Annotated in this window: 11 protein-coding genes; 1 reads left to right on the forward strand and 10 read right to left on the reverse strand. The window is 67.8% G+C overall.

Annotation, left to right across the window (positions count from 1 at the left end; all coding sequences use genetic code 11):
- Positions 1–114: 114 nt before the first annotated feature.
- Complete coding sequence (locus tag RTY13_RS17175; protein WP_312785342.1) at positions 115–708, forward strand: TetR/AcrR family transcriptional regulator; 594 nt, start codon at positions 115–117, stop codon at positions 706–708.
- Positions 709–765: 57 nt separating this feature from the next.
- On the opposite strand, the gene leuB is transcribed toward RTY13_RS17175, so the two are convergent.
- The 10 genes from leuB to RTY13_RS17225 all read right to left on the reverse strand — a co-directional run.
- Entirely contained in the window at positions 766–1866 is a 1101-nt protein-coding gene (gene leuB, locus RTY13_RS17180) for a 3-isopropylmalate dehydrogenase (RefSeq protein WP_312785344.1), read from the reverse strand.
- Complete coding sequence (gene leuD / locus RTY13_RS17185) at positions 1863–2456, reverse strand: 3-isopropylmalate dehydratase small subunit (RefSeq protein WP_312785346.1); 594 nt, start codon at positions 2454–2456, stop codon at positions 1863–1865. The genes leuB and leuD overlap by 4 nt, the downstream gene beginning before the upstream one ends.
- Positions 2449–3858, reverse strand: a complete 1410-nt coding sequence (leuC, locus tag RTY13_RS17190) for a 3-isopropylmalate dehydratase large subunit (RefSeq protein WP_312785347.1) — start codon at positions 3856–3858, stop codon at positions 2449–2451. The genes leuD and leuC overlap by 8 nt, the downstream gene beginning before the upstream one ends.
- Complete coding sequence (locus tag RTY13_RS17195; protein ID WP_312785348.1) at positions 3845–4813, reverse strand: branched-chain amino acid transaminase; 969 nt, start codon at positions 4811–4813, stop codon at positions 3845–3847. The genes leuC and RTY13_RS17195 overlap by 14 nt, the downstream gene beginning before the upstream one ends.
- A complete protein-coding gene (locus RTY13_RS17200) occupies positions 4797–6053 on the reverse strand; it encodes a 2-isopropylmalate synthase (RefSeq protein WP_312785349.1) in 1257 nt (418 codons plus the stop codon). Before RTY13_RS17200 ends, RTY13_RS17195 begins: the two co-directional genes overlap by 17 nt.
- Entirely contained in the window at positions 6053–6307 is a 255-nt protein-coding gene (locus RTY13_RS17205; protein WP_312785350.1) for an ACT domain-containing protein, read from the reverse strand. The genes RTY13_RS17200 and RTY13_RS17205 overlap by 1 nt, the downstream gene beginning before the upstream one ends.
- A gap of 2 nt (positions 6308–6309) precedes the next feature.
- Positions 6310–8028 carry an acetolactate synthase 2 catalytic subunit gene (gene ilvG / locus RTY13_RS17210; RefSeq protein ID WP_312785351.1) on the reverse strand — a complete coding sequence of 573 codons (1719 nt, stop codon included), beginning with the start codon at positions 8026–8028 and terminating at the stop codon, positions 6310–6312.
- Positions 8029–8058: 30 nt separating this feature from the next.
- Complete coding sequence (gene ilvC / locus RTY13_RS17215; protein ID WP_312785353.1) at positions 8059–9072, reverse strand: ketol-acid reductoisomerase; 1014 nt, start codon at positions 9070–9072, stop codon at positions 8059–8061.
- Positions 9073–9075: 3 nt separating this feature from the next.
- Positions 9076–10830 (reverse strand): dihydroxy-acid dehydratase, encoded by a 1755-nt coding sequence (locus RTY13_RS17220; RefSeq protein ID WP_312785355.1) that lies wholly within the window; start codon positions 10828–10830, stop codon positions 9076–9078.
- 692 nt (positions 10831–11522) lie between these two features.
- On the reverse strand, positions 11523–11737 hold a 215-nt coding region (locus tag RTY13_RS17225; protein WP_312785357.1), incomplete at its 5' end, for a hypothetical protein.

Consider the following 11737-nt stretch of genomic DNA (forward strand, 5'->3'; position numbering starts at 1 on the left):
TCGGGGGAGGATGCGCCAGTCAACATCGGGTGACTTAATGATGATCATGGTTGCGCTTGTCAACGCCTGATGACAAAGCCATATTGGCGATAAGGTTTATTGGAGTGCGACCAATTGGTCCTGTGCGACGCCCCCCGACCACGCAACGCGAACGCGACCCGCCAGGCTATTCTGGAAGCGGCGCGCGAACGCTTTTGTTCCGACAGCTATGACGATGTCGGCATGCGCGATGTTGCGCGCGACGTCGGCGTGGATGCGGCCCTGATCAGCCGCTATTTCGGGTCCAAGGAAGACCTGTTCGTCGCCGTTCTCGACAGCTGCAAGAACGGTCGCGACCTGATGGAAGGCCCGCGTGAGGATTTCGGCGATCGCCTGGCGCGGGAGATCGTTTATGGGGACTTGACGCCCTGCGAGGCGGACGGCGGCGGGGCCAGGATGCGCGGCCTGCTGATCCTGTTGCGCTCGGTCGGTTCGGCCAAGGCGATGGACGTCATGCAGCGCACGTCCAACAATCGCTTCTTTGACCCTCTGGCCGGCTGGATCGGCGGCCCGGACGCCCCGGTCCGCGCGCGTCTGGCGGCGGGCCTGATCATGGGCATGGCCATCGGACGCGAGCTGTCGGACGGCTATGCTGCGCTCGACGATAAACAGAAGGCCGAGCTGGCGCGGCGGATGTCGGCGGCCTTGCAGGGCTTGATCGACAACTGAATGCAAAAAGGGCGGGCCGCGAGGCCCGCCCTTTCTCTTTGAGTATCGGCGCCGGGCTCAGGCCCAGTGCATGGGCACGTGGCGAGCGGCGGCCCAGTGGATGGCGCGGATGGCGTCGACGATGGCGCGGGTGGCCTCGACCGTGCCCAGGGCGCCGCCCAGATCGGCGGTGACGGCGCCCGAGGCCAGGACGGCGGCGACGGCGGCCTCGATGGAATCCGCCTCGTCCTCCAGATCGAAGCTGTGGCGCAGCATCATGGCCGCCGACAGCACCATGCCGACCGGGTTGGCCAGGTCCTGGCCGGCGATGTCGGGCGCCGAGCCGTGGATCGGCTCGAACAGGCCGGGGCCGTCGGCGCCCAGCGAGGCCGAGGGCAACAGGCCGATGGAGCCGCCCAGGACCGAGATCTCGTCCGACAGGATATCGCCGAACATGTTCTCGGTCAGGATGACGTCGTACTCGCGCGGCTTGCGGATCAGGTGCATGGCCATGGAGTCGACCAGGGCGTGCTCCAGGGTAATCTGCGGATATTCTTCGGCGTGGATGCGGGTCACGACCTCGCGCCACAGGCGGCTGGTCTCCATGACATTGGCCTTGTCGACCGAGGTGACCTTGCCGCGACGCTGGCCGGCGGCCTGGAAGGCGGCGCGGGCGACGCGCTCGATCTCCTCGACCGTATAGACGCACAGGTCCGAGGCGCTTGTGGCCGTGCGGGTCTTTTCGCCGAAGTAGACGCCGCTGGTCAGCTCGCGGAAGACGATCAGATCGACGCCCTCGACGATCTCCTTCTTCAGCGGCGAGCGGTGGGCCAGGACCGGCGAGACCTGCAAGGGGCGCAGGTTGGCGTACAGGCCCATGGCCTTGCGGATGGCCAGCAGGCCTTGCTCCGGGCGAACCGGCGCGCCGTCCCACTTGGGTCCGCCGACCGCGCCCAGCAGCACGGCGTCGGCGGCCAGGCAGGCGGCCTTGGTGTCTTCGGGCAGGGCTTCGCCGGTAGCGTCGATGGCGGCGCCGCCGATCAGGTGTTCAGTGAACTCGAACCTGTGGCCGTAGATGTCGCCGATGCAGGTCAGGACGCGCTCGGCCGCCAGGGCGACCTCAGGCCCGACGCCGTCGCCGGGCAGGACCACGATGTTGAAGGTGCGGGGGGCGGTCATGCGGCGGTCTCCGGTTCGCGGAAGCGTTCATAGGTCTGGATGTAGGGCAGTCTGGCTTGCAGCCAGCCGAGGGTGTCGACGCCATCGAGCAGGCACTGACGGGCGAAGGCCTCGACCTTGAAGGGGACGGGGGCGACGTTGCCGCGACGGATCTCGCCGGCTTCCAGATCGATGGTGACGGGCTGTTCGGGGTGGGCGGCCAAATCGTCCCAGACGGCCTGGTCGACGACGATGGGCAGCAGGCCGTTCTTCAGGGCGTTGGAGGTGAAGATGTCGGCGATCTCGGTCGAGATCACCGCCCGGAAGCCATAGTCCAGCAAGGCCCAGGGGGCATGTTCGCGCGACGAGCCGCAGGCGAAGTTGGGGCCGGCCAGCAGGATGCGCTGCTCGCTCGGATCGATGCGGTTCAGCGCCGCCTCGGGCTTGGCCGAGCCGTCGGCCTCATAGCGCCAGTCGTGGAAGGCGTGAGCGCCCAGACCCTCGCGCGATGTGGTGGTCAGGAAGCGGGCCGGGATGATCTGGTCGGTGTCGATATTGGCCTGGCTCAGGGTCAGGGTCTTCGACGTCAGGGTTCGGAACGCTTCAGACATGGACGGCTTCCAGATAGGCGCGCGGGTCGGTCAGGACGCCGGCGACGGCGCTGGCCGCAGCGGTGGCGGGGCTGGCCAGGATGGTGCGGGCGTCCTTGCCCTGACGGCCCTCGAAGTTCCGGTTGGAGGTCGAGACCGCCAACTGGCCGGGGGCGACGAAATCGCCGTTCATGGCGATGCACATGGAGCAGCCGGGGATGCGCCATTCGGCGCCGGCCTCGATGAAGACCTTGTCCAGGCCCTCAGCTTCGGCGTCGCGACGCACGGCCTCGGAGCCGGGGACGACCAGCATGCGCACGCCTGGCTGGACCTTGCGGCCGCGCAGGACCTCGGCGGCGGCGCGCAGGTCGGGCAGGCGGCCGTTGGTGCAACTGCCGATGAAGACGACATCGATCTTGTGGCCGGTGGTCGCCTCGCCGGCGGTGAAGCCCATGTAGGCGATGGCCTTGCGGTCCGAGTCCGAGCGCGGTTGCGGCACGGGCGCGCCGACGGGGGCACCGGCGTCGGGGGTGGTGCCCCAGGTGGCCATGGGGCGGATGGCGGCGCCGTCCAGCACGACTTCCTTGTCAAAGGTCGCGCCGGGGTCGGAGGCCAGGTTCAGCCAGTCGGCGGCGGCGGCCTCATAGTCGGCGGGGACGTGCTGGCGGCCGCGCAGCCAGTCGATGGTCGTCTGGTCCGGGGCGATCATGCCCGCCCGGGCGCCCGCCTCAATGGACATGTTGCACAGGGTCATGCGCCCTTCCATGTCCAGCGAACGCACGGCCTCGCCCGCATATTCGATGACGTAGCCGGTGCCGCCGCCGAAGCCGATGGCGGCGATGACGGCCAGAGCCACGTCCTTGCCCGAGACGCCGGGACGCAAGCGCCCGTCGACGGTCACGCGCATGGACCTGGCGCGGCGCTGCAGCAGGCACTGGGTGGCCAGAACATGGCCGACCTCCGAGGTGCCGATGCCGAAGGCCAGGGCGCCGAAGGCTCCGTGGGTGGCGGTATGGCTGTCGCCGCAGACCACGGTCATGCCCGGTTGGGTCAGGCCCAGCTCAGGCCCCATGACGTGGACGACGCCGCGCTGATCCGAGCCCCAGCCCGCCAGTTCGACGCCGTGGCGGGCGCAGTTGGCCTCCAGGGTCTCGACCTGGGTCTTGGCGGCCTGGGTGAAATAGGGGCGCTGGCCGTCCGCGCCGGCGGGCAGGGTCGGGGTGGAGTGATCCAGAGTGGCGAAGGTGCGGTCGGGGCGGCGGACCTTCAGTCCGCGCGCCTCGATTTCGGAAAAGGCCTGGGGCGAGGTGACCTCGTGGACCAGATGCAGGTCCACATACATGACGCCCGGAGTCTCGGCCGTTTCCGGCACGACGACGTGCCGGTCCCAGACTTTTTCATACAGGGTTCTAGGCTGGCTCATGCACGCGCTCCTTGGGAGAGGCGGCGGCCTCGCCGATGGGCTCCAGCCAGCCGAAACGGTCGGGCGTCGTGCCGTCGAACAGGCCGCGGAAGGCCTTGTTAACCGCCTTGGTGATCGGGCCGGGGCCGTTGGCGCGCGTCGGGATGCCGTCGATGGAGCGGACCGGGGTGATCTCGGCGGCGGTGCCGGTCATGAAGACCTCGTCGGCGACGTACAAGGCTTCGCGCGGCAGGATCTGTTCGCGGGCCTCGTAGCCCAGACCGCGCGCCAGCTTCATGACGCTGTCGCGGGTGATGCCTTGCAGGATGGAGGCGGCGGCGGGCGGGGTCATCAAGACGCCGTCCTTGACCACGAACAGGTTCTCGCCGGCGCCTTCCGACAGGCGGCCGTCGACGCCCAAGGCGATGCCTTCGCCGAAGCCGCCGACGCGGGCTTCACGCCCGATCAGATAGCCGGACAGATAGTTGCCGCCGGCCTTGGCGCCCGCCGGGATGGTGTTGGGAGCGACGCGGTTCCAGCTGGAGATACAGGCGTCGACGCCCTTCTCCAGGGCTTCCTCGCCCAGATAGGCACCCCAGGGGAAGGCCGAGATCATGACGTCAGTGCGGATGTTCTGCGGCGACGGGGTCACGCCCATGCCGCACTCGCCCAGGAAGGCCAGAGGGCGCAGGTAGGCCGAACGCAGGCCCTCGGAGCGGACCACGTCCTTGCAGGCCTGAACCAGCTCGTCCTCGGTGAAGGGCAGGGGGAAGTGATAGATGCGCGCGCTGTCGAACAGGCGGCGGATGTGGTCGGTCAGGCGGAAGCCGCACGGGCCGTTCGGGGTGTCATAGACGCGGATGCCCTCGAACACCGAGGTGCCGTAGTGCAGGGCGTGGCTCATGACGTGAACCGTGGCGTTTTCCCACGCGATCAGTTCGCCATTGATCCAGATATGCTTAGCCAGCGGTTGCATAGGTCTTGTCCATTTGTGCGGGCGCCGCCCCGGCTGTCACAGCCGCGATGATGGCGGTCAGCTCCGCGTCATTGATTTCGCCGATCTGATCGGCGCGTTGTTTGAAGCCGGCGAAGACGTCGGCCAGGCGCTGGCCTTCCAGCACATGGCCCAAAGCCTCGGCCCGCTTGCCGACCGCGTGGCGGCCGGAATGCTTGCCCAGCACGAAGTAGCTGCCCTCGAAACCGACGTCCTCGGGACGCATGATCTCGTAGGTGCGGGCGTCGGCCATCATGCCGTGCTGGTGGATCCCGGCCTCGTGGGCGAAGGCGTTCAGGCCGACGATGGCCTTGTTGCGGGCGATGACCGTCTCGGTCACGTCGCGCAGGGTCTGTGAGGCGCGCACCAGGTGGCGGCTCTCGGCGGATACGCTGACGCCATAGCGGTCCGCGCGGGTGCGCAGGGCCATGATGATCTCCTCGATCGAGGCGTTGCCGGCCCGTTCGCCGATGCCGTTGATGGCGCCCTCGATCTGACGCGCGCCGCCCTCGACGGCGGCCAGGGAGTTGGCCACGGCCAGACCCAGGTCGTTGTGCGCGTGCGACGAGAAGATGATGTCGGCGTGGCGCGGGCGGATGATGCCGTCCAGATAGGCGAAGCGTTCGCGCGATTCTTCGGGCGTGGCGTAGCCGACGGTGTCGGGCACGTTCAGCGTCTGGGCGCCCGCGTCGGCGGCGGCCATCAGGGCCTCGGCCAGGAACTCGGGCTCGGTGCGGAAGGCGTCCTCGGCCGAGAACTCGACGTCGTCGAACATCGAGGCGGCGTATTCCACCGTGCGCGAGATGGTGGCCAGGACCTCGTTGGTGCTCATGCGCAGCTTGGCCGAGCGGTGGATCGGGCTGGTGGCCAGGAAGACGTGGCAGCGGCGGTGCGATTTCGGCGCCGGGGCCAGAGCCCGGAACGAGGCGTCGATGTCCTTCTCGTTGGCGCGGTTCAGCGAGGCGAAGATCGGTCCCTCGATCTCGCCGCAGACGCGGCGGATGCATTCCTCGTCGCCCGGCGAGGCGGCGGCGAAGCCAGCCTCGATCACGTCCACGCCCAGGTCGCGCAGGACATGGGCCATCTTCAGCTTGGCCTCGGCCGACATGGAGAAGCCGGGGGCTTGCTCGCCGTCGCGCAGGGTGGTGTCGAAGATGATGACGCGGTTGGGATCTGACGCCGTAATCTCGGCGGTTCTGGATACTCGTTCTACTCGGGACATTAGGCGGCCTCGGACTGGTACGCAGGGGCGCTGATGCGAGCGACGCCGAACAGGCGGTCGATCTGGCAGCCCAGATTGTCGATGGAGCGCGCGGCGTCGCGGCCGCGCACGGTCAGGGCGATGCGGCGCGAGGCGCCGTCGATGTCGGCCATGCTCATGCCGTCGATGTGGAAGCCGCGGCGTTCCACCAGGCCGATGAGACGCTGAAGCGAGCCGTCGGCCCGGTCGATCTGGATGTGAATGGTGTCGCTCATGCTCATGCGCCTTCCATCATTTCAGCGTTGCTCTTGCCCGGCGGAACCAGAGGCCAGACGTTCTCTTTGGGGTTGATGATGACGTGGGCCAGGCAGGGGCCGTCGGCCGCCAGCAGGCGGGCGATGCCGGCCTCGACCTGATCGCGGCGGTCGATGCGGAAGGCCTCGACGCCGAAGGCCTCGGCCACCTTCACGAAGTCCGGATTGTCGGACAGGTCGACCTCGGAATAGTTCTCCTCGAAGAACAACTCCTGCCACTGGCGCACGAGGCCCAGTGAGGCGTTGTCCAGCAGGACGATCTTCAGGGCGACGCCGTAGCGCTTCAGCGTCGCCAGCTCCTGGATGTTCATCATGAAGCCGCCGTCGCCGGCGATGGTGACGACGGTGGCCGAAGGGGCGGCCAGCTTGGCGCCCAGACCGGCGGGCAGGCCGAAGCCCATGGCCCCCAGACCGCCGGAGGTGATGTGGGCTTCCGGCTTGGAGAAGCGGCAGTGCTGGGCGGCCCACATCTGATGCTGGCCGACGTCGCAGGCGGCGACGAAGCAGTCGCCGGCGGCCTCGGACAATTGCTTCAGCAGGGCGGGCGCATAGACGCCTTCGCCCGGGGCGTCATAGCGGGCGGCGTGATGGACCGCTGCCGTGGCGCAGCGGATGACCCAGGGGTCGATGGCCAGAGGGGCGGACGCCATGCGCGTCGTCAGTGCCTCGACGCCGGGCTTCAGCTCGCCGGCGACCGCGACATGGGTCTCGCGCAGCTTGCCGATCTCGGAGGCGTCGATGTCGAAATGGACGACGCGGGCGTGGGGGGCGAACTCGGCCAGCTTGCCGGTGGCGCGATCGTCGAAACGCGCGCCCAGGACGATCAGCAGGTCCGATGCCTGAACCGCTTCATTGGCGGCGCGCGTGCCGTGCATGCCCAGCATCCCCAGATAGCCGGGGGCGTCGGTCGGGACGGTGCCCAAGGCGTTCAAGGTCGAGACGGTGGGGATGCCGGTCGCCTCGGCGAAGGCGCGGACGGCCTCGGTGGCGCGGCCGATCTTTACGCCGCCGCCGATGTAGATCAGCGGGCGCTCGGCGGCGCGGATGAAGCGTTCGGCCTCGGCGATGGCGTCGTGGTCGACGTCGCTGGTCTCATTGGGAATGTTGAACCCGAACGGAGCGACCGCCGTGGCGAACTGGACGTCCTTGGGCAGGTCGACCAGGACCGGGCCGGGGCGACCCGAGGCGGCGATGTGGAAGGCCTGTTCGACAGCGGCCGGGATCTCCGAGGCGTCGCGCACTAATATAGAGTGCTTCACGATCGGCAGGGTGACGCCCAGGATGTCGATCTCCTGGAAGGCGTCGGTGCCCATGACGCCCTGGGGGACGTTGCCGGTGATGCAGACCATCGGCACAGAATCCATCATGGCGTTGGCGATGCCGGTGATCAGATTGGTGGCGCCGGGGCCGGAGGTGGCCATGCAGACGCCGACCTTGCCCGAGGCGCGGGCATAGGCGTCGGCGGCGAAGGCGGCGCCCTGTTCGTGACGGACCAGGATATGCTTCAGGCCCGTGCCGGTCAGGGCGTCGTAGATCGGCATGATGGCACCGCCGGGGTAGCCGAAGACCACCTCCACGCCCATCCGCTCCAGGCTGGAGACGAGCAGGCGCGCGCCGGTGGCCGTGTCGTTCACGGTCCCCGGGGCGGAGGCGGTTTTCAGGGCGGGCGCGGCGGCGCTCATCGGGTCAGTCTCTCTTTATATATATGCGGGTCAGGCGGCTTCAGACTTGGGGGTCTGCAGCCAGGCCATGCGCTCGCGCAGGCGGGCGCCCGTCTGCTCGATGTGGGATTGGCGATCGGCGTCCAGCCAGGCCTGGTACTGCGGCTTGCCGGCCTCGTTCTCGGCGATCCAGTTCTTGGCGAAGGTTCCGTCCTGGATCTCGGTCAGGACCTCCTTCATGCGGGCGCGGGTCTCGTCGGTGATGACGCGCGGGCCCGAGGCGACAGCGCCCCACTTGGCCGTTTCCGAGATGAAGTGGTGCATCTTGGAGATGCCGCCCTCGTAGAAGAGGTCCACGATCAGCTTCAGCTCATGCAGGCATTCGAAGTAGGCGATCTCGGGCTGGTAGCCGGCCTCGACCAGGGTGTTGAAGCCCGAGATGACCAGTTCCTTGGCGCCGCCGCACAGGACGGCCTGTTCGCCGAACAGGTCGGTTTCGGTCTCTTCGCGGAACGAGGTCTCCAGCAGGCCCCCGGTCGCGCCGCCGATGCCCTTGGCGTAGCCCATGGCGCGGTCGCGCGCCTTGCCGGTCGCGTCCTTCTCGATGGCGAACAGGCTGGGGACGCCGCGACCGCGCGCGAACTCGCGACGGACCAGATCGCCCGGACCCTTGGGCGCGACCAGGATGACGTCCATGTCGTCGCGCGGCGTGATGCGGTCGTAGATGATCGAGAAGCCGTGGGCGAACAGCAGGGCGGCGCCCGGCTTGGCGTTGGGCTCGATGATGTCCCGATAGACCTCGTTCTGGATCATGTCCGGGGTCAGGATGGCGATGATGTCGGCGCCGCGAACGGCCTCGGCCGGCTCGGCGGTGGGGACGCCGTCGGCCGTCGCATGCTTCCAGCCCGTGCCGCCCTGGCGAACGCCGACGACCACGTCATGGCCCGAGTCCTTCAGGTTCTGGGCGTGGGCGCGGCCCTGCGAGCCATAGCCGATGACGGCGATGCGCTGGCCGGCGATGGCGCCCGGCTTGATGTCGTCGTTGGTGTAGATGGTGATGGCCATGGTTCAGGCGTCCTCAGAGATCGGGGCGTTGGAATAGGTGGAGGCGGCCAGATCTGCGGGGATCTGGGCCGGCGGCGGATTGGGGATGGTCACGGCCCCTTGCGAGGCGGAGGCGACGGCGGCGCGGTATTTCGCGAAAACGCCTTGCGCCGGACGGACCCGGTTGGGGGCGAAGTCCGCCCGGCGCGCCTCCAGATCGACGAGCACATCGATCCGGCGGTTGGTGACGTCGATGACGATCGGATCGCCATCGCGAATGAGGGCTATCGGGCCGCCGACCGCCGCTTCGGGCGAGACGTGGCCGGCGACGAAGCCGTAGCTGGCGCCCGAGAAACGACCGTCGGTCAGCAGGGCGACGTTCTCGACCTTGCGGCCCTTCAGGGCGGCGGTGACCTGGAGCATCTCGCGCATGCCGGGACCGCCCTTGGGCCCTTCGTAGCGGATGATGATGACGTCGCCTTCGCCGACCGAGCCGTCCTGAACCGCGTGGAAGGCGTCTTCCTCGCAGTCGAAGACGGCGGCAGGACCTTCGAAGCGGTCGACCTTGTGGCCGGTCAGCTTGATGACGGCGCCCTCGGGGGCGATGTCGCCATAGATGACGGCGTAGGAGCCGCGCGCCATGACCGGGGCGTCCATGCTGGTGACGACTTGCTGCCCCGGGGTCTCCTCGGCCTCGGCGGCCTCGGTGAACAGGCTGCGGCCGCTGACGGTCGGGGTGTTGGCGATCTTGCCGGCCTCGGCCAGGCGCTGGGCGACCAGACGCGTGCCGCCCGCCGCGAACAGGTGCGAGGCCAGGAAGCGGCCGCCCGGCTTCAGGTCGCAGATGACCGGGGCCTCGACGCAGGCCTGGTGGCAGTCCTCGATGCCGAAGTCGACGCCGGCCTCGGCGGCGATGGCCGTCAGGTGCATGACGGCGTTGGTCGAGCCGCCCGAGGCCGAGACGGCGATGGCCGCGTTCTTCAGGCTGGCGCGGGTGATGTATTTGCGCGCGGTGTCGCCGGAGAAGACGCGCTCGACGATCAGGCGACCGCAGCGCTCGCCTTCCGCGCCCTTGCCCGGATCGACGGCGGGGACGTCGTTGGCGCCCATGGGGCTGATGCCCATCATCGACAGGGCCATGGCCATGGTGTTGGCGGTGAACTGGCCGCCGCAGGCGCCGGCGCCGGGGCAGACGGCGCTTTCGACCCGCTTCAGCTCGGCGTCGTCGATCGAGCCCGCGCCGTGCGCGCCGATGGCCTCGAACACCTCCTGGACCGAGACCTCCTTCTCGCCGATCCGGCCAGGCATGATGGTGCCGCCGTAATAGACCAGGCCGGGGATATCCATCCGGGCCAGGGCCATGGCCGCCGCCGGGATGGTCTTGTCGCAGCCGACGATGCAGACAACGCCGTCCAGCTGATGCCCCTCGACCGCCAGCTCGATACTATCGGCGACAACCTCACGGCTGATCAGCGAGGCCTTCATGCCCGCCGTACCCATGGAGATGCCGTCGGTGACGACCACGGTGTTGAAGTCGACCGGATAGCCGCCCGCCGCGATGATGCCGGCGCGCACGTCCTTGGCCAGACGGTCCAGGTGCATGTTGCAGGGCGTGACCGTCGACCAGGTGTTGACGATGGCGATCATCGGCTTGTCGAAGTCGGCGTCCTGCATGCCCGCTGCGCGCAGATAGGAGCGCGCGGCGGCCCGGTTCGGCCCCTGGGTGACGGCCGAACTGCGTGCATTGGGTTGTTTTTTGCTGTCGGACGAGTTGGTCATCGGATTCTTGGAAGGTTCTGCCTATCGGGTCTGTGCTGGGCACATGAAAAACCCCGCTGCCGGGAGGGAGCGGGGTGAAGCGGGCGATTTTGACTGGGTTAGGTCAGGTCGCAGGCATCCACACCGCTCGGCTAAGCGGAATAAGAATTACCGAAAGAAGGAGTACGCCCAGCGACAGCACGCGCAGATCGGCCGCCGCTTTCGCGGGGCTCAGGATCGCAGCAATGGCGGCGCGGTGGGACACAGGAGAACCTTTCAACTGGGCGCTCTTATGCCGCCCTTCATGCTGCAATGCAACCCGCCGAAGTCTGAATGTGGAATAAAAATGCATGATCGTGAGGCGTGTGCGCCTTCTTGCGCGTTCATTCTTCTTTGCTGCGGCTGCTGCGCAATATTTCACCCTGACTGCAGGCGGGTTTGGTTTGTTGGGGTTTCGGGCGGGTCGTGGATGGATCGGCTGGTGTGGTGTCGGGCGTGGTCGTGTAGGCGCGGCAGGCGCCTCGGCTCGCGGTGCGGGGCTGGCTCCCCGATTCTGGTTCGTTCAGATAGTTCCGTGTGCGGGCGATTGGGGCTTGTAGAGTCGAAGGCGTATCCCTATATCCGCCGCTCGCTCGGAGACGGGCTGGCCCTAAGGGTTTCTGAGACTTGTTTTCGGAGTTCTTGAAGGCGGGGGTTGAAAAATCCTCTTGCCTTCATGGGTTGGTTCGAGTATCTACCGCGCTTCGATCAAATCGCTGATTTGGCTGGCCAGAGAAGCTTTTCGCTTCTTGGGTTGGGTTTTTTTTGCGGTTCTTGAGCTTCGGTTTCGGAACTTCAGAAACTTCAGACGGTTGGTTGACATGGAGGAGTGCCTTCCTTAGAAGGCCGCCTCCGCTGGGGTCTTCGGGTTCCGGGAGTGTTGAGAAAG

The sequence above is a fragment of the Brevundimonas sp. genome (genome assembly GCF_032055285.1).
Classification (GTDB): Bacteria; Pseudomonadota; Alphaproteobacteria; order Caulobacterales; family Caulobacteraceae; genus Brevundimonas.